Source organism: Caulobacter mirabilis (assembly GCF_002749615.1).
GTDB lineage: Bacteria > Pseudomonadota > Alphaproteobacteria > Caulobacterales > Caulobacteraceae > Caulobacter > Caulobacter mirabilis.
In genome coordinates this window covers 2,965,595-2,990,694 of record NZ_CP024201.1, presented here as the reverse complement: position 1 = coordinate 2,990,694, position 25,100 = coordinate 2,965,595, and the positions used below count along the sequence as shown (strand labels likewise).

The window sequence follows — 25,100 nt, the reverse complement described above, 5'->3', positions numbered from 1 at the left end:
ACCGCCGAGGGGCATCTTGGAGGCAAGCGTCGCGCGGGTATCATTGGGGAAATCGCACAAGATGTTGAACCGTAAGTTCCTGATGGGAACGAGCGTGATCGCTGGCCTTGCCGCCACTTCGATCGCCGTCATTCCGTCTGTTGGCTTCGCGCAGGAAGGCCAGCAACCGCAGCAGCAACAGCCCTCGCAGCAGGCGCAGCCCGCAAGCGACAAGGAAGAGAAGGAAGTCGAGGCGCTCGTCGTCACCGGCTCCCGGATCAAGCGCACTGAATTCACCAGTACTTCGCCGATCCAGGTCATCTCGTCGGACGGTGCGGCGCTGCAGGGCGTGGTCGACACCGCCGACATGCTGCAAGCCTCGACGGTCGCGGCCGGTTCGCCGCAGATCAACGCCATGATGTCGTCGGCCTTCGTGACCGACGGCGGTCCGGGCGCCGCGACGATCTCGCTGCGCGGCCTGGGCGCCAACCGCACCCTGGTGCTGCTGAACGGCCGCCGCGCCGGCCCGGCCGGCACCCGCGGCGGGGTTTCGGCCTTCGACCTGAACGTCATCCCGCAATCGGCCGTCGACCGCATCGAGATCCTGAAGGACGGCGCGTCCTCGATCTACGGTTCCGACGCCGTCGCCGGCGTCGTCAACATCATCACCAAGACCAACCGCGACAGCGCCGAGATCGAGGCCTTCGCGAGCCAGCCGTTCGAACAGGGCGGCGAGACCTATCGGGTCAGCGGCTCCTGGGGCAAGACCTTCGACCGGGGCTACGTCAGCGTGTCCGCCGACTACTTCCTGCAGAAGGAACAGAAGGTCGGCGACCGCGACTTCACCAACTGTCCGGTGCAGTACATCACCAACTACACGACCGGCGCGCGCAGCGACCTGATCGACCCGCGCACCGGCAAGCCCGCTTGCCGCGACACGCCCTGGGGCCAGCTGTGGCTGTACGACTTCTCCGGCGCTGCGCCTCTGCCGGTCGGCGCCAAGCTGCAGTACGACTACGGCGGGAACCTCGGGCAATACATCCCGCGCGTCCCAGCCAACTATCCGACCGGGCCTGGCCCGTCGCCCGACGGCCGCCTCGTCGCGCCGTCGACCTGGTACTTCGCCGACTACGGCGCGCCCGGTTCCGCCACGCTCGGCGTGGTCAACATGAACCATCCGTTCATTCAGGATTCGTCGCTGATTCCTGAGACCGAGCGCATGACGGTGTTCGTCCAGGGCGGCTACGACCTGACGCCGAACATCGAGGCCTACGGCGAACTGCTGCTGAACCGCCGGTCCTCGAAGACGAACGGCTTCCGCCAGTTCTGGACCTACACCTATACGAGCGACGCCTTCGGCGCCGGCGACCCGCTCAGCACGGGCTTCTTCGGCGACTTCTACATGAGCCCGACGGCCATCACCGACCATTTCGACGCAGAACAGCAGGTCGACTACGGCCGTGTCGTCGGCGGCCTGCGCGGCTCGTTCGGCGACTTCGCGGCCGGATGGGATTGGGACATCTTCACCCAGCTCAGCCGCTCGGACGGCGACTACACCCAGGATGTGATCCTGAAGGAAGCGGTGTCGGCCTCGGAATTCCGGACCGCGTCCAGCCTCTGCGCCGGCACCAAGCTGGCGATCAGCGGCCGCAACTGCATCGACGTCAACTGGCTGACCGGCGACTTCATGGCCGGCAAGCTCACCGACGCCGAGAAGGCTTTCTACTTCGACCGTGAAACCGGCAACACCGTCTATACCCAGAAGGTCTTGGAAGGCACGGTGTCGGGCGACCTTTGGAAGCTGCCGGCCGGTCCGCTGGGCGCGGCCTTCGGCTTCCACTATCGTCGGGACGAGATCAACGACAAGCCCGGCGCGGTCACTCTGGCCAGCAACAGCTGGGGTCTGACCGGCGCGGGCATCACCAAGGGCAAGGACACCACGACCGAGCTCTTTGGCGAGCTGTCGGTTCCGCTGGTGAAGGGCCTGCCGGGCATTGAGGATCTGTCGCTGTCGCTGTCGGGCCGCTGGACCGACGTCAAGAGCTACGGCGACAACTCGACCTACAAGGTCGGTCTGAACTGGCAGATCACGCCGTCCTGGCGGGTCCGCGCCACCCGCGGCACCTCGTTCCGCGCCCCGGCGCTGTTCGAGCTGTACCTGGCGAACCAGACCGGTTTCCAGGGCCAGCGCGTCGTCGACCCCTGCATCAACTGGCAGGCGGCCCTGGACCTGTTCCGGATTTCGCAGCGGATGGCCGACAACTGCGCCTCGGCGGCGGGACCGGGCGGCGGCGTGCCGGGCAACTACATCGGCGGCCCCACCAGCGCCGAGATCGTCACCGGCGGCGGCAAGGGCACCCTGGAAGCCGAAACGTCCGAAGCCACGACCATCGGGGTGATCTGGACGCCGAGCTTCATCGACCTGAGCGTGGCGCTCGACTACTACGAGATCGAGGTCAACGACGAGGTCACCCGGCTGGGCGGCGCGAACATTCTGCGGATCTGCTACAATTCGGAAACGTTCCCGACCGATCCGGTCTGCAGCCAGTTCACCCGGAACTCGACCAGCAAGCTCATCACCCAGGTCCGCGACCGCTACATCAACATCGCGAACCAGATGAACCGCGGCATCGACCTGACGGTCCGCTACGAGCACGAGTTCGACTTCGGCCGGTTCACCTTCGACTCCCAGTTCAGCTGGCAGCTTGAGGACCAGACCGCTCTGTTCCCCGGCAACACCGTCGACACCAACGGCGATGTGGGCGACCCGGACTTCGTCGGCAACCTGCAGTTCCGCTTCGAGCGGGGCGACTGGACCGCGTTCTGGGGCGTCGACATGATCGGCAAGGCGTCGGAAGCCGAGGATATCAACGATCACAACAACCCGGCCGGCCCCGGCATCCCGCCGACGACCCGGTACAAGATCCAGACCGAGTTCACCGCCTACCATTCGGCGTCGGTGCGCAAGAAGTTCGACACCTGGACGGTTACAGCCGGCATGGCGAACATCTTCGACGAAGCGCCGCCGGCGCTGACGACGTTGAACCTCGGCCAGTACAGCACCACCGGTTACTCGGTGCTGGCCTCGCAGTACGACTACTTCGGTCGTCGGGCCTTCCTCTCGATCTCGAAGCGCTTCTAGACCTCGGAGCTCAAGCCGGAAACGCGGCGGTGGAGATCACTCCGCCGCCGTTTTTCTTTGTTTCTATGCGGCCCCCTTTGGCATGGTGCGAGGGGGCGGCGGCGTCTTGCGCCGCCATGACAGATCATGGAGTCCGCCGTGGCGGTCATTGTCGGCCAGAAGGACACGCTTCACGTCGAGGTGGACCGGTTCGAGCAGCGCGCGCTGACCTCGACCGTCTTCCTCAACAGCGTGCCCAAGAGCGGCACCCATCTGCTGCGCAACATCGTCAGGATGTTCGTCCCGAACGAACAGCAGTGGCATAACGCCTTCATCCAGTATCCCAACCTGCGCGCCAACCTGCAGGCCTTCTCGCCGGCCAGGCGCTACTTGAGCTGGGGGCACCTGCTGTTCACCGACGACTCGGCGCTGGCGCTGCGCGACGCGCGGCACATCGTTCTGGTGCGCGATCCCTACGACTGGGTCCTGGCGCGGGCGCGCTTCTTCCTGTCGGACGAGTTCCAGGGGCCGATGAACCACATCAAGAACGGCGCGGCCCACGCCGAGGATGTGCTGAACATGGCCATCTTCGGGGTGCATGACCGCGCCCCGAGCCTGCGCGACATCTACGACTTCAACGCTGCGGCCTGGATGGGCTCCCGAGCGGTCATCGTGCGCTACGAGGACATCGTCGAGAACCTGCGCCGACTGGAAGATCCCAAGGGCGAGCGGTTCTTCCGCGACCTGTTGACGGATTGCGGCGTCGACCTGCCCGAGGACTGGCGCGAGCGGGTCCGGATCGGCTCGGACCGCAAGCACAGCAGCACGGCCCGCGAGAATCTGAAGGTCACCGTCGATATCCCAGAGACCCTGCCGGCGACGCAGCGCCGACTGGTCGACTATGCCGCGCCGGGTCTGCGTCAGCTGCTCGGCTACGTGTAGGAATTTCGACCGATGTCTCTAGGCGCCGTTCCGTCACCCTCGCTACGACGGACGGCGATATGGGAGATCGCCGTATGACCTCGACCCGCGACCTGTTCGAGCCGCTGTCCTTCGCGCACGGACCGTCCATGCGGAACCGGCTGATGCTTGCGCCGCTGACCAATCTGCAGAGCCATGCCGACGGAACGATCAGCGACGACGAATTCCGCTGGCTGACCAAGCGGGCCGAGGGCGGATTCGGCCTGACCATGACCTGCGCGGCCCATGTCCAGCGCCAGGGGCAGGGCTTTCCGGGTCAGCTCGGCATCTGGTCCGACGACCATCTGCCGGGCCTGACCCGGCTGGCCTCGGCGATCAACGCGACCGGCGGCCTGTCCAGCGTCCAGCTGCACCACGCCGGCATGCGCTCGCCCGTCGACCTGATCGGCCAGACGCCGGTCTGCCCCTCCGACGATCCGGAAACCGGCGCGCGGGCGCTGACCGGCGACGAGGTCGAACAGCTCACCGAGGACTTCATCGCCGCCGCCGTACGGGCGAAGCGCGCGGGCTTCCACGGCATCGAGGTGCATGGCGCGCACGGCTACATCCTGTGCCAGTTCCTCAGCCCGACCATCAACCGGCGCACCGACCGATGGGGCGGCGATCCCGAGAACCGGGCCCGCATCGTCGTCGACATCCTGAAGGGAGTCCGCGCCCGCTGCGGCGAGGATTTCCAGATCGGCCTGCGCCTGTCGCCGGAACGGTTCGGCATGGAGCTGGCCGAGATCCGCGCCCTGGCCGGGCAGGTGATGAGCGCCGACCTCGTCGACTATCTCGACATGTCGCTGTGGGACGCCTTCAAGAAACCCAATGACGAGGCCTTCCAGGATCGCGACCTGACCGGCTGGTTCACCGACCTGCCGCGCGGCAGGGCGCGCCTGGGGGTGGCCGGCAAGATCATGACGCCGGCCCAGGCGACGGACCTGTTGGCCCGAGGCTGCGACTACGTCCTGCTCGGCCGGGCGGCGATCCTGCACCACGACTGGCCGAAGCTCGCCGAGGCGGACGCGGGCTTCGCGCCGGCCAGCCTGCCGGTCACGCGCGATCACCTGCGCAGCGAAGGCCTGGGCGAGGCCTTCGTGAACTACATGGCCACCTGGAAGGGCTTTGTGCGCGAGGAGGCGGCGTAGGGCTTGCGCCGTCGACGGTCCGCCCCTAGCTGGCCCGGATGATCACGATCCGCGCCTCCGCGCCTGCCGACGTTCCCGCCATGCTCGAGGCCTGGCGCGAGGCGGTGCGGGCCACGCACGACTTCCTGAGCGCCGAGGACTTCGTCGCCATCGAGGCGATCGTGGCCGAGCAGTACCTGCCGGCGGCGAGCTTCGCCGTGGCGGTGGATGAAGCGGACCGGGCGGTGGCCTTCATGGGCCTGTCGGGAACGCATCTAGACGCCCTGTTCGTGCACCCCGACCACCGCGGCGCGGGGGTGGGCAAGGCCCTGATGGCCTCGGCGCCCGAGATCGAGACCGTCGACGTCAACGAGCAGAACCCGCAGGCGGTCGGCTTCTACGAGCGGCAGGGCTTCCGGACGGTCGGGCGCTCGCCGCTGGATGACGCGGGTCGGCCCTATCCGATCCTGCACATGAGGCGCGGCGTCTAGGCGAGCCAGCCGGCGATCATCACCCGCAGCGGGTTTGTCGGATCGCTGAGCAGCTTGGCGACCATGCCCAGCGAGATCACCACCAGCAGCGGCCGGATCAGCCGCGGTCCGAAGCGCAGCGCCGCGCGGGCGCCCAGGCGGCCGCCGATGAACTGGCCGACCGCCATACAGGCTCCGAGCAGCCACAGCACATGGCCGCCAGCGGCCAGCACGGCCACGGAGACCAGGTTGCTGGTCAGGTTCAACGCCTTGGTGTGGGCGGTGGCGCGGGTCAGGCCCATGCCCAGCAGCATCACCAGGCTGAGGGCGTAGAACGAGCCGGCGCCGGGGCCGAAGAAGCCGTCGTAGAAGCCGATCCCGCCCGCCACGAAGCCGTAGGCGAAGGGACCGATACGAGCATAGGAGTCCTGGTCCGTCGCCTTGGGCCCGAGCAGGAAATACAGCGCGATCGCGACCAGCATGACTGGCAGCAGGATCAGCAGCCACTGGGTGTCGACCAGGGTGACGGCGGCGGCGCCCAGGCCGGCGCCGATCAACGTGGCGGCCAACGGCCAGCGCAGGCGGCGGAAGTCGATCATCCCGGCTCGCCAGAAGCTCCAGGTCGCCGAAGCCGTGCCGACGCTGCTTTGGATCTTGTTGGTGGCGATGGCCGAGACCGGAGGAATGCCGGCGGCGATCAGGGCCGGGACGGTGATCAGCCCCCCGCCGCCGGCGATGGCGTCCACGAAGCCGGCGACCAGGGCGGCGAGACAGAGCAGGGCGATGACGTGCGGGGCGAGGTCGGCCACGGCGGTCTTTCGGATCGGCGCCGGCGATGCGTGACGGCCGATTCGCCGGGGCGAAACGGTCCGGCGCCGAGGCGCGGGGGGAGGGTCGCCTTCTAGGGGAGTTCGTCCGCCCGCGCGACCCGAAAGGCGGCCTAGGGCGAGGTCGCGGGCAGGATGGGGTTCCAGTCGTAGAGCACGGAGGTCATGGGACGTCCGAAGACGTCCTTTGCGGGGACGTAGGGACCGGCTTTGCGGGCTGCTGCGCAGGCGGCGACGTCGGCGTCGTCCGACTCCGAGGAGGTCTCGATCCGACAGCTCGTCGGCGCGCCGGCCGGATCGATCCGGACGTTGAGCGTCAGGCGATCCGCGGCGACCGCGGGCAGGGCGGCGGCGACGGCGGCGCGGACAGCCTCCGGCGCAGCGGCGCGGGAGGACCATTTCTGCACCGGGACGAGCGCTCGCGGCTTGCCGTCGACCAGGACGAAATGGAGCTGGATCCCCCGATGGTTGGGCGGCGTGTCCGGCGAGATGCTGTAGCGACCGTTGGCGGCGGCGGCGCAGGCGCGCCTGTCGAAAGCCGGATCGCCCGACGACCCCAGGACACGGCAGCGCTCGCCCTGCGCTTCCGGGGCGTAGAGGACCCCGGTCCAGGGCGCTGCGTTGGCCAGGGGCGAGTCCGGTCCGCCTGGGAGCTGGTCGAGCTTGTCGACCCTGATCGTCATGAAGTCGCGGTTGGGCGGCCAGCTGGCGGTCGGCGCGATCATGACCGGAGACGGCGGGCGCAGGCCGACCATCGCTGGCATCGGCTTCCAGGACAGGTCGACGCCGGCATGGAAGATGTAGCGGTCGGGCACGGGGATTCCGGTCTCGTCGATGGCGGGCCTGAACCGGGCGCGGGCGGCGACGCGCTCGCACAGCCCTTCGCCCAGCCCCGTTCGGCGGTCCTGCGGCCAGAGTTCGCAGCCGACGACCTTGCCGGCGTAGTCCACCGCCAGGTCCAGCATGACCGACTCGCCGGGCTGAGCGGTCTTGGCGTAGGCGACCGACGGATCGTCCTTGGGCAGCAAGGCGAACAGGCCGTCGGCCGGCGCGACGCGGCGCATCGGTTCCGGAACGCCGGCGCTCGGGTCGGTGAACTTGGGGTAGCCGTTGATCCCCACGATCGGATAGCTCTGGCGTTGGGCCGGCTGGGCGCCGGCGGTCGCGGCGACGGCCAGCAGCGCCAGGCCGGCGACGGTGCAGACTTCAGGTTTCATCTGGATGAGCTCCCCTTGCCGGGGACGCTAGTCCGGGCGCTCCGGGCGGTCCAGCCGTTCGGTCAGCATCAGCAGATCCTGCCAGGCCTTCTTCTTCGCCGCCGGCTGGCGGAGCAGGAAGGCGGGGTGCAGGGTCGGCAGTGCGGGCAGGGTCAGGCCGCTCGCCTCGCCATGCCACTCGAACCAGCGGCCGCGCATCGACAGGATGCCTTCCTCGCGCTTCAGCACCGACTTGGCCGAGGCCCCGCCGGCCAGCAGCAGCATCTTGGGGTTCACCAGCTGGATCGCCCGTTCCAGGAAGGGCGCGCAGACCGCCTGCTCGGCGGGAGACGGCGTGCGGTTGCCCGGCGGCCGCCAGAAGACGGTGTTGGTGATGAACACCCGGCCGTCCAGGCCGGCGGCGGCGATCATCCGGTCCAGCAGCTGGCCGGCGCGGCCGACGAAGGGCTCGCCGCGGGCGTCCTCCTCCTGGCCGGGGCCTTCGCCGATGATCATCAGGGGCGCGTCGGGCGTCCCACGCGCGAACACCGCCTGGCGGGCGCCTTCGAACTTCAGGCCGCAGCCGTCGAACGCCTCGATCGCGGCCTTGAGCGCGTCCAGATCCTGGGCGGCGGCCGCGGCGGCGCGGGCCTGGGCCAGGGCGGCGCCGACATCGGGCGACTGCAGCGGCGTGGCCGCGCCCTTGAGCGGCTTGGGCGCCGCCGGGGCCGGTTTGGCCTTCAGCCGCTCCATGCCCTCCGCCAGGCGGTCGATCGGCGCGTCGGCGTAGGCGACATCGACGCCGGCGTCCGCCCAGAAGGCGAGGGCGCTTTCGGTGGCGCGGCGCGCGGCGGCTGATGACGGATCGGCGGGAGTCACCCCGGCACCTTAGCCGCCCCCGGCGGCCGTCGATAGGGCGTCGAAGCCCGCCGGCCGAGTAAGGAGCCCGCGTAAACCACGAATGTTCACGATCGGTTGGTCATGGCCGCCGATACTGGGCAAGAGGCGGGGGTGGGCCAGCGAGGTTCGCCTTGACGGTGGGAGCGTCTTATCGGGCGTCCGCGCCCTGGTTCGAAAGCGTGTGTCGACGGCGCTGCATCGCCGGCGACTGTCCGCGGCTGGCGGTCATCGCGGAGGGGCGTTCCTTCGTCCCGACCGGCGCCCACACGCTCCTGATCGCTGAATACCTGCGCGACCTGGCCGGGCTGTGCTCGGGCTGCCCTCTGGGGCGGCTGAGCCGTCGCGTGTGACAACGGAGGCCTGCATGAGTTTCAGTTACGCGGTAGTGCGTGTCGGAGAGATCTGGAAAGTGGTCTGCGCCCGCAAGGCGATGGGCTTCTTCGATACGCCGGAGACCGCCTTGAGCGCCGCGCAATCCCTGGCGCGGGAAGCCGCTGGCGCCGGCCACCTGGCCGAAGTGCTGGTGCAGTCGGAGACCGGAGAGCTGAAGCCGGTCTATTTCCAGCAGTTGTGAGCGGTTCTCAACTAACGGTTCCTGCTTGACCGCCCTTGCGTCGCCTCAGAATAAGTCCCCTGAGGAACAAAGGGGATTGCGGCCATGTCCGAAGACGCCGTCGAACGCGAAGCTATGGAATACGACGTCGTCATCGTCGGCGGGGGCCCCGCGGGCCTGGCCGCGGCGATCCGGCTCAAGCAACTCGAAGCCGAGCATGGCCGCGAAATCTCGGTGGCCTTGGTCGAGAAGGGTTCCGAAGTCGGCGCGCACATCCTGTCGGGCGCGGTCATCGATCCCAAGGCGCTGAACGAACTGATCCCGAACTGGAAGGAACTGGGCGCGCCGCTCGAGACCCCCGTGGAGAAGGACAAGTTCCTGATCCTGGGCGAGGCGGGCGAACTGGATCTGCCGATGTTCGCCATGCCGCCGTTCATGCACAACCACGGCTGCTACATCGCCTCGCTGGGAAACGTCTGCCGCTGGCTGGCCGGCCAGGCCGAGGCGCTGGGCGTCGAGATCTATCCGGGCTTTGCGGCCTCCGATCTGGTCTACCGCGAGGACGGTTCGGTGAAGGGCGTCGTCGTCGGCGTCGTCGGCGTCGCCAAGGACGGCCACCACAAGCCGGACTACCAGCCCGGCATGGAGCTGCACGGCAAGTACGTCTTCATCGCCGAGGGCGTGCGCGGCTCGCTGGCCAAGGTGATCGAGGCCAAGTACGACCTGCGCGCCGGCAAGAGCCCGCAGAAGTACGGCATCGGCATCAAGGAGCTGTGGCAGGTCCCGGACGAGAACTTCCGTCCCGGCCTGGCGCAGCACACGACGGGCTGGCCCCTGGACGACAAGACCGGCGGCGGCAGCTTCATGTACCACTTCGGGGACAACTACGTGTCCATCGGCTACGTGGTGCACCTGAACTACAAGAACCCGTTCCTGTCCCCGTTCGACGAGTTCCAGCGCTTCAAGCAGCATCCGTCGGTGAAGCCCTACCTGCAGGGTGGCAAGCGTATCGCCTACGGGGCCCGCGCCATCACCGAGGGCGGTTTCCAATCGGTTCCCAAGCTCTACTTCCCGGGCGGCGTGCTGCTCGGCTGTTCGGCCGGCCTGGTCAACGTGCCGCGGATTAAGGGCAGCCACAACGCCATGAAGTCCGGCATGATGGCCGCCGAGGCCGCCTACGCCGCGCTGGGCGACGGCCGCGAGGGCGACGAGCTGAAGGCCTACCAGACCGCCTATGACGACAGCTGGGTGGCGAAGGAACTGAAGGTCGTCCGCAACGCCAAGCCGCTGCTCGGCAAGCTGGGCACCTTCTGGGGCGGCGTGGCCGGCATGTTCGACATGTGGACCAACCACCTGCTCGGGGTCTCGGTCTTCGGCACGATCAAGCACGACAAGACCGATGCGGAGTCGACGGGCCTGGCGGCGGACTACAAGCCGATCGTCTATCCCAAGCCGGACGGCGTGATCAGCTTCGACAAGCTGGGTTCGGTGTTCCTGTCGGCGACCAACCACGAGGAAGACCAGCCGGCGCACCTGACGCTGAAGGACCCCTCGGTGCCGATCAACGTCAACCTGCCGCGCTATGGCGAGCCGGCGCGCCTCTACTGCCCGGCCGGCGTGTACGAGGTGCTGTACGACGAGCAGGGGAACAATCCGAAGTTCCAGATCAACGCCCAGAACTGCGTCCACTGCAAAACCTGCGACATCAAGGACCCGTCGCAGAACATCGTCTGGACCACGCCGGAAGGCGGCGGCGGTCCGAACTATCCGAACATGTGACGATCTTTCCTCCCCGGCTTGCCGGGGAGGGGGACCGCTCGGAGAGCGGTGGAGGGGCTGCGCAGGCGGAAGCTGGCGGAGCCCCTTTTGTCGTCTGCGCCGTCCCCTCCAGCATGCTCCGCATGGTCCCCCTCCCCGCGAGCGGGGAGGATTGCCGATCTTGGTGCGAACCGCCTTGCCGCGGCCCAAGTTTCCGGCAAGGTGGGGCGCATGAAACTGCGTCTCCTGTTGCCCGCCGTCGCTCCGCTTCTCTTCGCCGCCGCCTGTGCGACGACTGAGCCGATGGGGGCTGATCCGGCCCTGCGCGGCAGCCAGGACGTGCCCTTCGATCCCGGCGCCCAGACCTCGCCCTACGGCCTGTTCCTGGCCGGCAAGGCGGCGATGAACGACGGCCGCAGCGCGGAGGCCAGCGCCTTCTTTGACCGCGCTCGGGCCGCCAGCATCGACGACAGCGGCGAATTCGGCGACCGGGCCTTCGTGGCGGCGATCCTGGCGGGCGACATTCCCGCCGCCGGCAGGCTGGCTCCCACGGGCGACGACAGCCAACTGGTCCTGAAACGGCTGGGCGCCTTGACGAAGGTGGCCCTGGCCATCGGCGAAGGTCGCGGCAAGGAGGCCCAAGCTCTGCTGGCCACGGGCGAGGTCGGCGCGCCGCACCGGGCGGCGGCGGCGTTGCTGGGGCCCTGGGCGGCGGCCGCGGCGGGCGACAAGGAGGGCGCGGTGGTTCGCCCCGAGGTCGGCGGCGACCGCCTGGTCGACGTCTTCGGCCAGCTCGGCCAGGCGCTGCTGTTCGAACGGGCCAAGCGCTACGACGAGGCCGAGACCGACTACAAGGCCCTGATCGGCCTGGGCGACGCCGGCGTGTTGTTCATCCCCGACTACGGCGGCTTCCTGGAGCGCCGCGGCCGCTGGAAGGAGGCGGCGGATCTCTACGCCACCGCGCTGGCCAAGTATCCGCGGGACGAGGGGCTGCAGGCTGCGGCGGCGCGGGCCAAGGCCCGCAAGGGCGCACCGGCCCTGCCGACGGTGCGCCAGGGCGCGGCGCGGGCTCTGGTCGCTCCGGCCGCGTCGTTGGTCGGCGAGCGGGCCCACGAGATGGGCCTGGCCTACCTGCAGATGGCGCTCTACCTCGACCCCAAGCGCGACGACGCCCGGGTGATGCTCGGCGACGTTCATGTGGCGATGAAGAACACCGATGCGGCCCGGGCGGCCTACGAGAGCATCGGTCCGAAATCCAGCCAGTACGCGACGGCTCGCAGCAAGCTGGCCTGGACCTACCAGACCGCCAAGGACAACGAGACCGCTCTGCGCATGGCGCGTGAGGGCTACGAGGCGGCGCCGACCAGCGACGAGGCCTCGATCAACTACGCCGACCTGCTGCGGGCGAACGACCGCTACGCCGAATCCGCCAAGATCATGGACGCGGTGATCGCGCGAGCGGGCGAGTCGCCGGACTGGCGCCTGCTCTACATGCGCGGCGTGGCCCTGGAGCGATCGGACCGTTGGCCGGAAGCCGAGCGCGACCTGGAGCAGGCGCTGAAGCAGCAACCCGACGAGCCGGAGCTGCTGAACTATCTGGGCTACAGCTGGATCGACCGCGGCGAGCGGCTGGGCGAGGCCATGGACATGGTCCGCCGGGCGGTGGCCGCCAATCCGAAGTCCGGCGCGATGATCGATTCCCTGGGCTGGGCCTACTATCGCCTCGGCGACTACCGCAACGCGGTGGAGAGGCTGGAGGAGGCGGTCCTGCTGGAGCCGGCCGATCCGGAAATCAACAACCACCTGGGCGACGCCTACTGGCGCGTCGGGCGCAAGATCGAGGCGGAGTTCCAGTGGAACCGGGCGCTCGGCCTGGAGCCGACCGAGGCGATCCGAAAGGACGTCGAGGCCAAGCTCAAGAGCGGCCTGCCGCCGCTCAAGCCGCCGGCCGTTGCCGCGAACTAGCCGGTCGTTTGTTGTCGCCCCGGAAGCCGCAAAGCGGCTATCGGGGGTCTAGTTCGACGCCTTCTGGGTCCCGGTCCTGCGCTTCGCGTCGGCCGGGATGACAGATCAGAGATAGATAAGCCCATGTCCCTCTCGGCCTTCGCCCCGGCCAAGGTGAACCTGTTCCTGCATGTCGGCGGCCCGGACGCCGACGGCTATCATCCGGTCGCCAGCCTGATGGTCTTCGCCGACGTCGGCGACCGGGTCGCCGTGCAGCCCGCCGAGAACTTCGAGTTCGGGATCACGGGACCGTTCGGCCACGGGTTGGCGCCCAGCGAGGACAACCTGGTCGTCCGCGCGGCGCGGGCGCTGCTGGCGCGGGTCGGCGGACCCAAGCCGCCGTTCCGGCTGGTCCTCGACAAGCAGCTGCCGATCGCCGCCGGCCTGGGCGGGGGATCGTCCGACGCAGGGGCGACGCTGAAGCTGCTGCGCCAGGCGCTCGATCTGCCGGTCCAGGACGAGATCCTGACCGACGTGGCCGCCGAGCTGGGCGCCGACGGGCCTGCCTGCCTGTGGGCCCGGACGGCGATCGCCCAGGGCAGGGGCGAGCGGCTGTCGCCGGCGCCGACCTTCCGGTCGCTGGACGCGGTGCTGGTCAATCCCGGCGTTCCGTCGCCCACGGGCGCCGTCTATCGCGCCTATGACGAGGCCGTCGCGCCGGAGGGCGCCGACCTGCCGCCGCTGCCGGAGCGGTTCGAGAGCGCCGAGGAGGCGGCGGCCTTCCTGGCCTACTGCCGCAACGACCTGGAGGCGCCGGCCGTGCGGCTGGAGCCGCGCATCGGCGAGGCGCTGGACCTGATCCGCGGCGAACCGGAGACCCTGCTGGGCCGGATGAGCGGGTCGGGCGCGACCTGTTTCGCCCTCTGCGCCGGCGACATCGAGGCCGAGGGCCTGGCCGAGCGCCTGCAGGTGATGCGGCCCGACTGGTGGGTGCGGCGCTGCCGCCTGGGGTGAAGGATCGAAGACAATGAAGACGGTCCTGTTCGTGTGCAGCCAGAACCGGCTGCGCAGCCCGACCGCCGAGCAGATTTTCGCAAGCCGCGAGGATATCGAGGTGTCCTCTGCGGGGCTCGACGACGGCTGCGGCAACCCCGTCACGCCGGAACTGGTCGAATGGGCGGACACATCATCTTCGTGATGGAGCGTAGTCACCGGAACAAGCTCCAGAAGCGGTTCAAGCCGTATCTCAAGCGCGCGCGCGTCATCGTGCTCGGCATTCCCGACGACTACGACTTCATGGAACCGCAGCTGGTCCGCATCCTCGAAGCCAAGGTCCCTCCGTTCTTCTACTGACGCCCACATGAGAAAGGGCGCGGACCCTTTCGGATCCGCGCCCCGCTCCATCCCCTCAGCGGTGGTCAGCTGTGGTAGGCCCGCTCTCCGTGTTCGGAGATGTCCAGGCCTTCCTCCTCGACCTCGGCGGTGACGCGCAGGCCGACGACCACCTTGATCAGCAGGAAGACGGCGGCCGAACCGATGCCCGACCAGGCCAGGGTCACCAGCACCGCCTTCAGCTGGGCCAGAACCTGGAAGCCCATGTCGTAGGTCGCCGTCGGGCAGCTCCAGGCGCCGTCGACGAGGGCGCACTTGGTGTAGTCGACGATGCCGGCGCCGCCCCAGGCGGGGTTGACCAGCAGGCCGGTGGCGATGGCCCCGACGATGCCGCCGACCGCGTGGATGCCGAAGGCGTCCAGGCTGTCGTCATACTTCGCGGCGTTCTTCACCGCCGAGCAGAAGAACACGCAGATCGGGCTGACGATCAGGCCGAGGATCATCGAACCGACCGGACCGGCGAACCCGGCGGCGGGGGTGACCGCGACCAGGCCGGCGACCAGGCCTGAAGCCATGCCCAGCATCGAGGCCTTCTTGCGCGTGACCCACTCGGTGACCGTCCAGCTGAAACCGGCGGCGGCGGTGGCCACGAAGGTGTTGACCATGGCCAGCGAGGCGTAGCTGTTCGACTCCAGGTTCGAGCCGGCGTTGAAGCCGAACCAGCCCACCCACAGCAGGCCGGCGCCGACCAGGGTCAGGGTCAGGCTGTGCGGCGGCATCGGCTCCTTCTGGAAGCCCTGGCGCTTGCCCAGGATGATCGCGCCGACCAGGGCGGCGATGCCGGCGTTGATGTGGACCACGGTGCCGCCGGCGAAATCGATGGCGCCGAAGCTCCACAGCAGGCCGGCCTGGATCGGGGCGGTCGGGTTCAGGGCGACCGAGTCCGGGCCCGCCCACCACCAGACCATGTGGGCCATCGGGTAGTAGACGACGATCGGCCAGATGACCGCGAACAGCACGGTGGCGCTGAACTTCAGGCGTTCGGCCAGGCCGCCCAGCACCAGCGCCGCGGTGATGCAGGCGAAGGTCATCTGGAAGGCGACGAAGGTCAGCTCGGGGATCGAGACCCCGACCGAGAAGGTGCCGACCAGGGTGGTGGTGTCGACGCCCTTGAGGCCGAGCTTGCTCAGGCCGCCGACGAAGCTGTCGAGCCCCCCGCCGTCGGTGAAGGCCAGGCTGTAGCCCCACAGGATCCAGGTCATCATCCCGACCACGGTGACGGTCGAGACCTGCATCAGCATGGACAGCATGTTCTTCTGGCGGACCAGGCCGCCGTAGAACAGCGCCAGGCCCGGGATGATCATCAGCAGGACCAGCAGGGTCGAGACCAGCATCCAGGCGTTGTCGCCCTTGTCGACCTTGGGCGTGATGGCAGGTTTCTCGGCTGCAGCGGCGGCCGGCGCGGCGGTCTCGGCCGGGGCCGGCGGCGTCGTGACCGCAGCTTCCGCGGCGGCCGGGGCCGGCGCCTCCTGGGCGAACGCCGGGGCGACCAGCGGCGCCCCCGCGAGGACGGCGACGGCGGTCAGCGCCGCCAGCCGTCCCATGAATGTTGGTTTCATCGTCATCCCCTTGTCCCGATGCTGTCTGTCAGAGCGCGGCCGAGCCGGTTTCGCCGGTCCGGATGCGGACGGCGTTCTCGACGTCGAGGACGAAGATCTTCCCGTCGCCGATCTTGCCGGTGGCCGCCGCCCCCTTGATCGCGTCCACGGCCTTGGCCGCCGCCGTATCGTCGACGACCGCCTCGAGCTTCACCTTGGGCACGAAGTTCACCTGGTACTCGGCCCCCCGGTAGATCTCGGTCTGGCCCTTCTGCCGGCCGTAGCCCTTGACCTCGGAGACCGTCAGGCCCTCGACGCCGGCCGCGACGAGGGCTTCGCGCACCTCGTCGAGCTTGAAGGGCTTGATCACCGCAATGATCAGTTTCATCCGCCTTGCTCCCGCGTCCCGATTGCCCGGCCCGCGCCCCTAGCTTTCCCGTGGCGGTCTTGAGGCGAAGGCTGCATGGCGCTCCGTCCCGACCGCTGATCAGGCTAGCCGGGCGCCTTCCAGGGACGTGTGCGGCGCACAATGAACGGGGGCGAAACCGTCCTTTCGCTCAATTTGCGGGCGATGCTCCGGGGCGGCGCCCGCAAATTGGGCGCCGTGGGTCGTCGCGGCCGGGCGCGACTCCGGCCACAGCGGGGCCGCTTCGAGCGGATCGCTCGACGAACGGACGTCCATCTTTTTCGCCTGCTGATCGCCCCGGCAACCCGCTGAAACAGGTCGGTTTTCCACGGAATGTGGCCGGAATGCGCCCGCAGCGCGGGAGTTTTTCGCGTGTGGCGGGGGGAACCGTCCGCGGGGGCGGCGCGTAGTCTTCGGCGCTGGGGTCTTGGGCGTTCAGGTCGGAAACACGAGGTTAGAACGCCATGACCGCGACCCGCCTTCTCGCCGTCGCCGCCGTTTCGGGCTTCATCGCGCTGCCTGCCTTCGCGCAGAGCCCCGCGCCCGCCGAACCCGCGGAGACGCCGCCCGCCGCTGATCAGCCCATGCCGGATCCGCAGCCCGCTCCGCCGCCGCCGGCCGCTGCGCCGATGTCGCCCAGCGCGCTGGCCGCGACGCACCAGGGCGCCGACGCTTCGGCCGTCACGCCTGACGCCGCCGTCAAGGTCGTGACCAATGGTCCGATCCCCGACACCAAGGAGAACCGGGCCAAGTACGGCCAGCCGGACTCCAACGCCGGCAAGCGCAGCAAGCCCGCCGGCAACTAGACGGCCTTCGCGCCGAACCTCCGGGCGCCAGCGCCCGATCCAACCTTTGAGGACCTCACCGATGACCACGACCCGTCTTCTGGGCGCGGCGGCCTTCGCCGCGCTCATGGGCGGCGCCGCCTTCGCGCAGTCGCCCGCCCAATCCGCCCAAGCTCCCGCCGTTCCGCCGGCGGCGGCTCCGGCGACGCCGACGGCCGGCCAACTGGTCGCCAAGGGCGACATCGTCGACACCCTGAAGGCCGACGGACACTTCGGCACGTTCGTGAAGGCGCTGGAGGCCGCCAACATGACCGGCGTGCTGAAGACCAACAGCAATCTGACCGTCTTCGCGCCGAACGACGCCGCCTTCGCGGCCTTGCCGCCGGGCGAGCTCGACCGGCTGATGAAGGATCCGGCGGCGCTGCAGAAGCTGCTGACCTATCACGTGGTCAACGCCACCGTGGACTCGACCAAGATCAAGGGCGCCAAGGGCGGGGTGAAGACCGTCGCCGGCAGCGACCTGATGCTGGACGGCAGCGGCGACATGGCGATGGCCAACAACGCCCACATCGTCCAGGCCGACGTGAGGGCGACCAACGGCACGGTGCATGTCGTCGACAAGGTGCTGCAGCCCGGCGGCGCGGCGACCGCTTCGGCCGCCGTCGGGGCCAGCACGGACGCGGCGGCGACGACGCCTGCCCAGCCGGCCAAGCCCGCCGAACCCCAGGCCACGCCGCCCAGCAGCGATGAACCCGAGGTTCCGGGCGAAGACGCCAAGCCGGGCAAGCCTGCGCCGGACCAGCCGCCGGGCGAGAAGCCCAGGCCGTAATTGTTCCTGATGCGGCGCCGGGCGCCGTCTGCTAGGCAGGCGGCGCTTTCGGCGGCGAGGCCGCCTGGAAGAACGCTGTTCAGGCCGGGCCAAATGTGGGCCGCATTTCCCGGTCACACTGTTTCGTGAAACCGGGGGCGCTCGAGAGGGCGCCCCCGGCGCGCACTAGAAGGACCTGTTGTTGATGCAAGCTTTCCGTCTCGCCGCCGCTGCGTCCGTTGCAGCGCTTCTCGCGGCCCCCGCCTTCGCCCAGGACGCCGCGGCTCCGACGGCCCCGGTCGCCGCTCCGGCGGTCGGCCTCGCCGTGGTCACGCCGAACGTCGTGGCGAAGGGCGACACCATTGAGACCCTCAAGGCCGCCGGCCAGTTCAGCACGTTGCTGAAGGCCCTGGACGCCACCAACCTGACCGGCGTGGTCAAGGCGCAGAAGACCCTGACCGTCTTCGCCCCGACCGACGCGGCCTTCGCGGCCCTGCCGGCCGGCGAGCTGGACAAGCTCCAGAAGGACCCTGCCGCGATGCAGCAGGTGCTGGTCTACCACCTGATCAACGCCCCCATCGAAAAGACCAAGATCGCCGGCGCCAAGGGCCCGGTGGCCACGGTCGCCGGCTCGGGCCTGGTGCTCGATGGCAGCGCCGAGGACGGCGCGCTGAAGGCCAACGACGCCCATATCCTGGTCGCCGAGGTGAAGACCACCAGCGGCGTCGTCTATGTGGTCGACAAGGTGCTGACGCCGGAAGGCGCGGCCGCCGCCATGGCGGTCCCGGCGCCGGAAGCTCCGGCCGAGGCCGCCCCGGCCAGCTGATCGGGGCATTTTTCCCCCGTATTGCTTGAAGCGGAAGTCGGCGGGCCCTATGGTCCGCCGACTTTTTTGCGACCGCGAAGAGAGCGATGTCGGACGACCAAAAACCCCGGTCTTTTCAAGCCCTGATCATGCGGCTGAACCAGTATTGGGGCGAGAAGGGCTGCGCGATTCTCCAGCCGCACGACGTGGAGGTGGGGGCAGGGACCCTTCATCCGGCCACGGTGTTGCGCGCGTTGGGCCCCAAGCCGTGGAACGTGGCCTACGTCCAGCCCTCGCGGCGGCCGGGCGACGGCCGCTACGGCGAGAACCCCAACCGGCTGCAGCACTACTACCAGTACCAGGTCATCCTGAAGCCGAACCCGGCCGACATGCAGGACCTCTACCTGGGATCTCTTGAGGCGATCGGTCTCGATCTCCGCCTGCACGACATCCGCTTCGTCGAGGACGACTGGGAGAACCCGACCGTCGGGGCCTGGGGCCTGGGCTGGGAGGTCTGGTGCGACGGCATGGAGGTGTCGCAGTACACCTACTTCCAGCAGGTCGGCGGCCTGGACGTCGATCCGGTGGCCGGCGAGCTGACCTACGGCCTCGAGCGCCTGGCGATGTACGTGTTCGGCGTCGACAACGTCTACGACCTGCCGTTCAACGACCCGGACAGCCCGCTGGGCCACCTGACCTACGGCGACGTGTTCCAGGAGAACGAGCGCCAGCACTCGGAAGCCAACTTCCACGTCTATGACGTCGAGACGCTGAAGCGACAGTTCGAGGACATGGAGACCCAGGTCCCGCGCATGCTGGCGGCCAGCTACCAGGGCAACGCGCTGGTGCTGCCGGCCTACGACATGGTCCTGAAGGCCAGCCACCTGTTCAACCTGATGAACGCCCGCGGCGCGATCGCCGTGGCCGAGCGCGCCAGCTACATCGGCCGCATCCGCGACCTCTGCAAACTGTGCGCCCAGGCCTGGGTGGACCAGCAGGGAAGGAACGCGGCGTGAGGCGTCTCGTCGTCACCCTGACGTTGGCCGCCGCGCTGTTCGGCGGCGCGCCCGCCTTCGCCCAGCAGGACCAGCCGGACCGATCGGGCGACCCGATCATCTACTACGACGACGGCCACGCCGAGATGAACGCGGCGATCGAGGCGGCCCAGAAGAGTGCGCCCGTGTTCCTGCGCCTGCTCGCCGCCGACCGCACGGTGGCCCAGACGGGCGCCGTCAAAATCGGCTTCCCGCATAAGGACGGCGAGGAATACATGTGGCTGGTCGCCCTCAAGCGCGACGGCGACAAACTGACCGGGCGGCTGGACAACCGGCCCGAGCATGACGTCGGCTACGCCGAGGGTGACATCGTTGCGTTCGACGCCGACCAGATCGTCGACTGGTACTACAACCGCGACGGCCGAATGTACGGTTCCTACACCACCCGAGTGATGCTGCCCCGCCTGGCGCCCGCCGACGCGGACCAGTTGCGCGCCCTTCTCTCCGACAAACCGCTCGAAGACGGGCGCCCGTAAGACATGCCCCAGCTTCTTCTCGAACTGTTCTCCGAAGAAATCCCCGCGCGCATGCAGGCTCAGGCCGCGCGCGATCTCGAGCGCATGGCGCGCGACGGCCTGGGCAAGGCGGGCCTGATCAGCGAGGGGCTGAAAGCGTTCGCCGGCCCACGCCGGCTGACGCTGGTGGTCGAGGGGCTGCCCATCGCCCAGCCGGACGTCCACGAGGAACTGAAGGGCCCGAAGGCCAATGCGCCGGAGCAGGCGCTGGAAGGCTTCCTGCGCAAGACCGGCCTGACCCGCGAGCAGCTGACGGAGAAGGACGGCGTCCTCTTCGCCCACGTTCACAAGGCCGGCCGGCCGACGCCGGAGATCATCGCCGAGCTGGTCGAGCAGATCGTCCGCGGTTTCCCCTGGCCGAAGTCGATGACCTGGGGCCACGGCAAGCTGCGCTGGGTCCGCCCGCTGCAGCGGATCCTGTGCGTGTTCAACCGCGAGGTTGTGCCGCTGAGCATCGACGGCATCGTCGCCGGCGACCTTTCCGAAGGCCACCGCTTCATGGCCGAGACCCGGGTGTTCCGCGCCCGCGAGTTCGACGAATACGCCGAGGCCCTGGCCGGCCACTACGTCGTCCTGGACGTCGAGGAGCGCAAGCAACGCATCCTGGAAGGGGCCCGCACCCTGTGCTTCGCCCAGGGGCTGGAGCTGGTCGAGGACGAGGGCCTGCTGGACGAGGTCGCGGGCCTGGCCGAATGGCCGACGCCGATCCTGGGCGACATGGACCCGGCCTTCCTCAGCCTGCCGCCCGAGGTGATCCGCACCTCGATGCGCACGCACCAGAAGTATTTCGCCGTCCGCAAGCCGGGCGAGGCCGGCCTGGCCCCCAAGTTCCTGGTCGTCTCCAACAACGTCGCCCCCGACGGCGGCGTCGAGATCGCCCGCGGCAACGCCAAGGTCCTGTCCTCGCGCCTGTCGGACGCCAAGTTCTTCTGGGCCGAGGACGTCAAGGACGGCTTCGAGCCCTGGCTGGAGAAGCTCAACGGCGTCACCTTCCACGCCAAGCTGGGCACGATGGCCGAGCGGGTGGAGCGCATCGTCGCCCTGGCCCGCGAGATCGCGCCGCTGGTGGGCGCCAACGCCGACAAGGCCGCCGAGGCCGCGCGCCTGGCCAAGGCCGACCTCGCCAGCCAGATGGTCGGCGAGTTCCCGGAACTGCAGGGGATCATGGGCGGCTACTACGCCCGCGAGTTCGGCCTGGAAACGGACATTGCCGACGCCATCCGCGACCACTACCGCCCGCAGGGCCCGGGGGACTCGGTCCCGACCGCCCCGCTGAGCGTGGCCGTGGCCCTGGCCGACAAGCTGGACACCCTGGTCGGCTTCTTCGCCATCGACGAGAAGCCGACGGGGTCGAAGGATCCGTACGCGCTGCGTCGTGCGGCGCTGGGCGTGATCCGGATCATTTTGTCACACAATGCGCGGATCGAGCTGGGCGGTATCGGAGCGAACGGACCGCTGTTGAACAGCTATGGAATGTTGGCTGGTCAGGTCTCGAAGCGGAAGCTGGAGGCTGCTGTTTGGAAGCTCTTCCAACTGGAAAAAGAGCTCGATATCGAAATCAGTGGCGTCGGACCTCAACCTGTTCTCCCGCCCGGCGGAAAGCCGTTCTGGGAGCGGTGGTGGGTGGTGAAAGATGAAATTCTCGCCTTCTTAGCCGACCGTCTGAAAGTTCTTCTTCGCGATCAGGGAAAGCGACACGACCTTGTGGATGCGGTTTTTGCCCTGAAGGGCGACGACCTCGTCAGCATCGTCGCCCGCGTCGACGCGCTCTCGACCTTCCTCGCGACCGACGACGGCGTGAATCTGCTGGCCGGCTACAAGCGGGCCGCCAACATCCTCAAGGCCGAGGAGAAGAAGGGACCGCTGCCCACCGGCGAGCCGGTTCGCGCGGCCGAGCCGGCGGAGGAGGGCGCGCTGTTCGACGCGCTCGCCGCCCTCGGGCCCAAGCTGGACGCCGCCCTGGCCGCCGAGGACTTCACCGGCGCCATGACCGCGCTGGCGGGCCTGCGCGCGCCGGTCGACGCCTTCTTCGACAAGGTTCTGGTCAACAGCGACGTGGCCGCGGAACGCGAGAACCGCCTGCGGCTTCTGCAACAGGTCCAGGGCGCAATGGGTCGCGTCGCGGACTTCTCGCTGGTGACGGGATAAGGACAACACATCCTCATCCGTGCGTCCCGGCGAAGGCCGGGACCCAGGCCAGGCCTGAGCGGATCGCGGGTTTCATCTGGGCCCCGGCCTTCGCCGGGGCAAGCGGAGTAAGAGAGCGGTATGACGGCTGAGAACACCCGCTGGGTCTATTCCTTCGGAGGCGGCGGCGCCGACGGCGAAGCCGGGATGAAGAACCTGCTGGGCGGCAAGGGCGCCAACCTGGCCGAGATGGCCAAGCTGGGCCTGCCGGTGCCGCCGGGCTTCACCGTGACCACCGAGGCCTGCGTCCACTATTACGCCAACGGCAAGCAGTACCCGGCCGAGCTGGCCGAGCAGGTCAACGCCGGCCTGGCCAAGGTCGAGCAGATCACCGGCAAGACGTTCGGCGACACGGCCAACCCGCTGCTGGTCTCGGTGCGTTCGGGCGCCCGCGCCTCGATGCCGGGGATGATGGACACCGTCCTGAATCTGGGCCTGAACGACGAGACGGTCAGCGGCCTGGCCAAGCTCAGCGGCGACGAGCGCTTCGCCTTCGACAGCTACCGCCGCTTCATCCAGATGTATTCGAACGTGGTGCTCGACCTCGACCACCACATGTTCGAGGAGATCCTCGACGACCATAAGGACAGCCTGGGCGTCAGCGTCGACACCGCCCTGACCGCCGACAACTGGAAGGCCGTCGTCGCCGACTACAAGACCGCCGTCGCGCGCGAGCTGGGCCGGCCGTTCCCGCAGGACCCGCAGGAGCAATTGTGGGGCGCCATCGGCGCGGTGTTCGCCAGCTGGATGAACGACCGGGCCAAGTTCTATCGCCGCATGCACGACATTCCCGAGGCCTGGGGCACTGCCGTGAACATCCAGTCGATGGTGTTCGGCAACATGGGCGACAGCTCCGCCACTGGCGTGGCCTTCACCCGCAACCCCTCGACCGGCGACAACCGCCTGTACGGCGAGTTCCTGATCAACGCCCAGGGCGAGGACGTCGTCGCCGGTATCCGCACGCCGCAGTCGCTGACCAAGGTCGCCCGCGAGGAGATGGGCGATGTCGCCCCCTCGATGGAAGAGGCGCTGCCGGAGGTGTTCGGCCAGTTCCGCGACGTGGCCATCAAGCTCGAAGCCCACTATCGCGACATGCAGGACGTGGAGTTCACGGTCGAGCAGGGCCGGCTGTGGATGCTGCAGACCCGCAACGGCAAGCGCACCGCCAAGGCGGCGCTGAAGATCGCCGTCGAGATGGCCGAGGGCGGGGTCATCACCCGCGAGGAGGCCGTCGCCCGCGTCGAGCCGGCCGCGCTGGACCAGCTGCTGCATCCGACCATCGACCCCTCGGCCGAGCGCGACGTGGTCGCCAAGGGCCTGCCGGCCTCGCCCGGCGCGGCCACCGGCAAGGTGGTGTTCGACGCCGACGAGGCCGAGAAGCTCGGCTCGGCCGGCGAAGCGGTGATCCTGGTGCGCGAGGAGACCTCGCCGGAGGACATCCACGGCATGCACGCCGCCCGCGGCATCATCACCGCCCGCGGCGGCATGACCAGCCACGCCGCCGTGGTGGCGCGCGGCATGGGCCGCCCCTGCGTCTCGGGCGCCGGCGAGATCGGCATCTATCCGAAGGAAGGCCTGTTCCGCGTCCGCGGGCGCGAGTTCAAGGCCGGCGACATCGTCACCATCGACGGCTCGACCGGCGAGGTGCTGTCGGGTTCGGTGAAGATGATCGAGCCGGAGCTGACCGGCGACTTCGCCCAGCTGATGGAATGGGCCGACGGCGTGCGCCGGCTGAAGGTCCGCGCCAACGCCGAGACCCCGCTGGACGCCAAGACCGCCCGCGGCTTCGGGGCCGAGGGCATCGGCCTGTGCCGCACCGAGCACATGTTCTTCGACGACACCCGGATCGCCGCCGTGCGCGAGATGATCCTGGCCGACGACGAGGCCGGCCGCCGCGCCGCCCTGGCCAAGATCGCGCCGTTCCAGAAGGCCGACTTCGTCGAGCTGTTCACGATCATGGAAGGCCTGCCGGTGACGGTGCGCCTGCTCGATCCGCCGCTGCACGAGTTCCTGCCGCACAGCGAGGCCGATCTGGCGGCCGTGGCCGCCGCGACCGGCCTGGACGCCGCCAAGCTGATGCGCCGCGCCCGCGAGCTGCACGAGACCAACCCCATGCTCGGCCACCGCGGTTGCCGCCTGGGCGTCTCCTATCCCGAGATCTACGAGATGCAGGTCCGGGCGATCATCGAGGCGGCCTGTGAGATCGCCAAGTCGGGCAAGCCCGCGCCGGTGCCGGAGATCATGCACCCGCTGGTCGCCAAGGGCGAGGAGATGAAGTTCCTGCGCGCCCTGACCGATCGCACCGCCAAGGCCGTGCTGGCCGAGCAGGGCGTCGAGCTGGAGTACCAGGTCGGCACCATGATCGAGCTGCCCCGCGCCGCCCTGCGCGCCGCGGACTTGGCCGAGGCCGGCGCCGAGTTCTTCAGCTTCGGCACCAACGACCTGACCCAGACGACCTTCGGCATCAGCCGCGACGACGCCGGCAAGTTCCTGGGGGCCTACATCGACAAGGGCATCTTCGAGAAGGATCCCTTCGTCAGCCTCGACCAGGAGGGCGTGGGCGACCTGGTCCGCATCGCCGCCGAGCGCGGCCGGGCGGTGAAGAGCGGCCTGAAGCTCGGCATCTGCGGCGAGCATGGCGGCGACCCGGCCTCGATCCAGTTCTGTGAACAGGTCGGCCTGGACTACGTCAGCTGCTCGCCGTTCCGGGTGCCGATCGCGCGCCTGGCCGCCGCCCAGGCGGCGCTGGCGAAGACGTAGTCTCCCGGCGG

General features: G+C 69.0%; 23 protein-coding genes. 18 read left to right on the top strand and 5 right to left on the bottom strand.

Translation table 11 applies throughout. The features are described 5' to 3' along the window. Window positions 1–94 precede the first annotated feature (94 nt). From CSW64_RS14270 to CSW64_RS14255, 4 genes are all read left to right on the top strand, one after another. Window positions 95–3,121 carry a TonB-dependent receptor domain-containing protein gene (locus CSW64_RS14270; protein WP_245863710.1) on the top strand — a complete coding sequence of 1,009 codons (3,027 nt, stop codon included), beginning with the start codon at window positions 95–97 and terminating at the stop codon, window positions 3,119–3,121. 138 nt (window positions 3,122–3,259) lie between these two features. Continuing rightward, window positions 3,260–4,042, top strand: coding sequence for a sulfotransferase family protein (locus tag CSW64_RS14265; protein ID WP_245863709.1), 783 nt, complete (start codon window positions 3,260–3,262; stop codon window positions 4,040–4,042). A 74-nt stretch (window positions 4,043–4,116) separates the two neighbouring features. After that, window positions 4,117–5,211 (top strand): NADH:flavin oxidoreductase, encoded by a 1,095-nt coding sequence (locus tag CSW64_RS14260; RefSeq protein WP_099622738.1) that lies wholly within the window; start codon window positions 4,117–4,119, stop codon window positions 5,209–5,211. A 38-nt stretch (window positions 5,212–5,249) separates the two neighbouring features. Further along, on the top strand, window positions 5,250–5,681 hold the full coding sequence (locus CSW64_RS14255; protein ID WP_099622737.1) for an acetyltransferase: 432 nt from the start codon (window positions 5,250–5,252) through the stop codon (window positions 5,679–5,681). On the opposite strand, the gene CSW64_RS14250 is transcribed toward CSW64_RS14255, so the two are convergent. From CSW64_RS14250 to CSW64_RS14245, 3 genes are all read right to left on the bottom strand, one after another. Next, window positions 5,678–6,469, bottom strand: a complete 792-nt coding sequence (locus CSW64_RS14250; RefSeq protein WP_245863708.1) for a TSUP family transporter — start codon at window positions 6,467–6,469, stop codon at window positions 5,678–5,680. The genes CSW64_RS14255 and CSW64_RS14250 overlap by 4 nt on opposite strands. A gap of 131 nt (window positions 6,470–6,600) precedes the next feature. Continuing rightward, a complete protein-coding gene (locus tag CSW64_RS22345) occupies window positions 6,601–7,704 on the bottom strand; it encodes a hypothetical protein (protein ID WP_245863707.1) in 1,104 nt (367 codons plus the stop codon). A gap of 27 nt (window positions 7,705–7,731) precedes the next feature. Continuing rightward, window positions 7,732–8,562, bottom strand: a complete 831-nt coding sequence (locus CSW64_RS14245) for a uracil-DNA glycosylase (protein ID WP_099622735.1) — start codon at window positions 8,560–8,562, stop codon at window positions 7,732–7,734. Between the two features lie 200 nt (window positions 8,563–8,762). Here CSW64_RS14245 and CSW64_RS22060 point away from each other — a divergent pair, with 200 nt between their 5' ends. The 7 genes from CSW64_RS22060 to CSW64_RS22185 all read left to right on the top strand — a co-directional run bounded on the left by CSW64_RS22060 (window position 8,763) and on the right by CSW64_RS22185 (window position 14,191). Continuing rightward, window positions 8,763–8,933 (top strand): hypothetical protein, encoded by a 171-nt coding sequence (locus CSW64_RS22060; RefSeq protein ID WP_172448571.1) that lies wholly within the window; start codon window positions 8,763–8,765, stop codon window positions 8,931–8,933. Between the two features lie 14 nt (window positions 8,934–8,947). Beyond that, on the top strand, window positions 8,948–9,157 hold the full coding sequence (locus CSW64_RS21840) for a hypothetical protein (RefSeq protein ID WP_150131420.1): 210 nt from the start codon (window positions 8,948–8,950) through the stop codon (window positions 9,155–9,157). An 84-nt stretch (window positions 9,158–9,241) separates the two neighbouring features. Continuing rightward, a complete protein-coding gene (locus CSW64_RS14240; RefSeq protein WP_099622734.1) occupies window positions 9,242–10,915 on the top strand; it encodes an electron transfer flavoprotein-ubiquinone oxidoreductase in 1,674 nt (557 codons plus the stop codon). A 210-nt stretch (window positions 10,916–11,125) separates the two neighbouring features. Continuing rightward, window positions 11,126–12,859 carry a tetratricopeptide repeat protein gene (locus CSW64_RS14235; protein WP_245863706.1) on the top strand — a complete coding sequence of 578 codons (1,734 nt, stop codon included), beginning with the start codon at window positions 11,126–11,128 and terminating at the stop codon, window positions 12,857–12,859. A 123-nt stretch (window positions 12,860–12,982) separates the two neighbouring features. Next, window positions 12,983–13,852 carry a 4-(cytidine 5'-diphospho)-2-C-methyl-D-erythritol kinase gene (locus tag CSW64_RS14230; RefSeq protein ID WP_099622732.1) on the top strand — a complete coding sequence of 290 codons (870 nt, stop codon included), beginning with the start codon at window positions 12,983–12,985 and terminating at the stop codon, window positions 13,850–13,852. 13 nt (window positions 13,853–13,865) lie between these two features. Further along, window positions 13,866–14,036: an arsenate reductase/protein-tyrosine-phosphatase family protein gene (locus tag CSW64_RS22190; RefSeq protein ID WP_216361179.1), complete on the top strand. Its 171-nt coding sequence runs from the start codon at window positions 13,866–13,868 to the stop codon at window positions 14,034–14,036. Continuing rightward, window positions 14,012–14,191, top strand: a complete 180-nt coding sequence (locus CSW64_RS22185; RefSeq protein WP_216361178.1) for a hypothetical protein — start codon at window positions 14,012–14,014, stop codon at window positions 14,189–14,191. The genes CSW64_RS22190 and CSW64_RS22185 overlap by 25 nt, the downstream gene beginning before the upstream one ends. Window positions 14,192–14,256: 65 nt before the next feature. On the opposite strand, the gene CSW64_RS14220 is transcribed toward CSW64_RS22185, so the two are convergent. Together CSW64_RS14220 and CSW64_RS14215 are read right to left on the bottom strand one after the other, a co-directional pair. Next, the gene (locus CSW64_RS14220) at window positions 14,257–15,789 is read right to left on the bottom strand and encodes an ammonium transporter (RefSeq protein WP_099624259.1); all 1,533 of its coding nucleotides are present in this window, start codon (window positions 15,787–15,789) and stop codon (window positions 14,257–14,259) included. Window positions 15,790–15,817: 28 nt separating this feature from the next. Then, window positions 15,818–16,156: a P-II family nitrogen regulator gene (locus CSW64_RS14215; protein ID WP_099622731.1), complete on the bottom strand. Its 339-nt coding sequence runs from the start codon at window positions 16,154–16,156 to the stop codon at window positions 15,818–15,820. Between the two features lie 482 nt (window positions 16,157–16,638). Between CSW64_RS14215 and CSW64_RS22055 the strand changes: the two genes are divergently transcribed. The 7 genes from CSW64_RS22055 to ppdK all read left to right on the top strand — a co-directional run bounded on the left by CSW64_RS22055 (window position 16,639) and on the right by ppdK (window position 25,089). Next, complete coding sequence (locus tag CSW64_RS22055) at window positions 16,639–16,980, top strand: hypothetical protein (RefSeq protein ID WP_172448570.1); 342 nt, start codon at window positions 16,639–16,641, stop codon at window positions 16,978–16,980. A gap of 61 nt (window positions 16,981–17,041) precedes the next feature. After that, window positions 17,042–17,788 carry a fasciclin domain-containing protein gene (locus CSW64_RS14205; protein ID WP_172448569.1) on the top strand — a complete coding sequence of 249 codons (747 nt, stop codon included), beginning with the start codon at window positions 17,042–17,044 and terminating at the stop codon, window positions 17,786–17,788. A 184-nt stretch (window positions 17,789–17,972) separates the two neighbouring features. Next, window positions 17,973–18,593: a fasciclin domain-containing protein gene (locus tag CSW64_RS14200; protein WP_099622729.1), complete on the top strand. Its 621-nt coding sequence runs from the start codon at window positions 17,973–17,975 to the stop codon at window positions 18,591–18,593. 86 nt (window positions 18,594–18,679) lie between these two features. After that, complete coding sequence (locus CSW64_RS14195) at window positions 18,680–19,588, top strand: glycine--tRNA ligase subunit alpha (protein ID WP_099622728.1); 909 nt, start codon at window positions 18,680–18,682, stop codon at window positions 19,586–19,588. Further along, the gene (locus tag CSW64_RS14190; protein WP_099622727.1) at window positions 19,585–20,103 is read left to right on the top strand and encodes a YegJ family protein; all 519 of its coding nucleotides are present in this window, start codon (window positions 19,585–19,587) and stop codon (window positions 20,101–20,103) included. Before CSW64_RS14195 ends, CSW64_RS14190 begins: the two co-directional genes overlap by 4 nt. A 3-nt stretch (window positions 20,104–20,106) precedes the next feature. Further along, window positions 20,107–22,290, top strand: a complete 2,184-nt coding sequence (gene glyS / locus CSW64_RS14185) for a glycine--tRNA ligase subunit beta (RefSeq protein ID WP_099622726.1) — start codon at window positions 20,107–20,109, stop codon at window positions 22,288–22,290. Between the two features lie 120 nt (window positions 22,291–22,410). Next, the gene (gene ppdK / locus CSW64_RS14180) at window positions 22,411–25,089 is read left to right on the top strand and encodes a pyruvate, phosphate dikinase (protein ID WP_099622725.1); all 2,679 of its coding nucleotides are present in this window, start codon (window positions 22,411–22,413) and stop codon (window positions 25,087–25,089) included. Window positions 25,090–25,100: the final 11 nt, after the last annotated feature.

What these genes read in the sequence shown, in the direction of transcription:
- CSW64_RS14260 (WP_099622738.1), top strand. Translation starts at nt 4,117, where the DNA reads ATGACCTCGACCCGCGACCTGTTCGAGCCGCTGTCCTTCGCGCACGGA.
- CSW64_RS14255 (WP_099622737.1), top strand. Translation starts at nt 5,250, where the DNA reads ATGATCACGATCCGCGCCTCCGCGCCTGCCGACGTTCCCGCCATGCTC.
- CSW64_RS22345 (WP_245863707.1), bottom strand. Translation starts at nt 7,704, where the DNA reads ATGAAACCTGAAGTCTGCACCGTCGCCGGCCTGGCGCTGCTGGCCGTC.
- CSW64_RS21840 (WP_150131420.1), top strand. Translation starts at nt 8,948, where the DNA reads ATGAGTTTCAGTTACGCGGTAGTGCGTGTCGGAGAGATCTGGAAAGTG.
- CSW64_RS14240 (WP_099622734.1), top strand. Translation starts at nt 9,242, where the DNA reads ATGTCCGAAGACGCCGTCGAACGCGAAGCTATGGAATACGACGTCGTC.
- CSW64_RS14235 (WP_245863706.1), top strand. Translation starts at nt 11,126, where the DNA reads ATGAAACTGCGTCTCCTGTTGCCCGCCGTCGCTCCGCTTCTCTTCGCC.
- CSW64_RS14230 (WP_099622732.1), top strand. Translation starts at nt 12,983, where the DNA reads ATGTCCCTCTCGGCCTTCGCCCCGGCCAAGGTGAACCTGTTCCTGCAT.
- CSW64_RS22190 (WP_216361179.1), top strand. Translation starts at nt 13,866, where the DNA reads ATGAAGACGGTCCTGTTCGTGTGCAGCCAGAACCGGCTGCGCAGCCCG.
- CSW64_RS22185 (WP_216361178.1), top strand. Translation starts at nt 14,012, where the DNA reads ATGGGCGGACACATCATCTTCGTGATGGAGCGTAGTCACCGGAACAAG.
- CSW64_RS14220 (WP_099624259.1), bottom strand. Translation starts at nt 15,789, where the DNA reads ATGAAACCAACATTCATGGGACGGCTGGCGGCGCTGACCGCCGTCGCC.
- CSW64_RS14215 (WP_099622731.1), bottom strand. Translation starts at nt 16,156, where the DNA reads ATGAAACTGATCATTGCGGTGATCAAGCCCTTCAAGCTCGACGAGGTG.
- CSW64_RS22055 (WP_172448570.1), top strand. Translation starts at nt 16,639, where the DNA reads ATGACCGCGACCCGCCTTCTCGCCGTCGCCGCCGTTTCGGGCTTCATC.
- CSW64_RS14205 (WP_172448569.1), top strand. Translation starts at nt 17,042, where the DNA reads ATGACCACGACCCGTCTTCTGGGCGCGGCGGCCTTCGCCGCGCTCATG.
- CSW64_RS14200 (WP_099622729.1), top strand. Translation starts at nt 17,973, where the DNA reads ATGCAAGCTTTCCGTCTCGCCGCCGCTGCGTCCGTTGCAGCGCTTCTC.
- CSW64_RS14195 (WP_099622728.1), top strand. Translation starts at nt 18,680, where the DNA reads ATGTCGGACGACCAAAAACCCCGGTCTTTTCAAGCCCTGATCATGCGG.
- glyS (WP_099622726.1), top strand. Translation starts at nt 20,107, where the DNA reads ATGCCCCAGCTTCTTCTCGAACTGTTCTCCGAAGAAATCCCCGCGCGC.
- ppdK (WP_099622725.1), top strand. Translation starts at nt 22,411, where the DNA reads ATGACGGCTGAGAACACCCGCTGGGTCTATTCCTTCGGAGGCGGCGGC.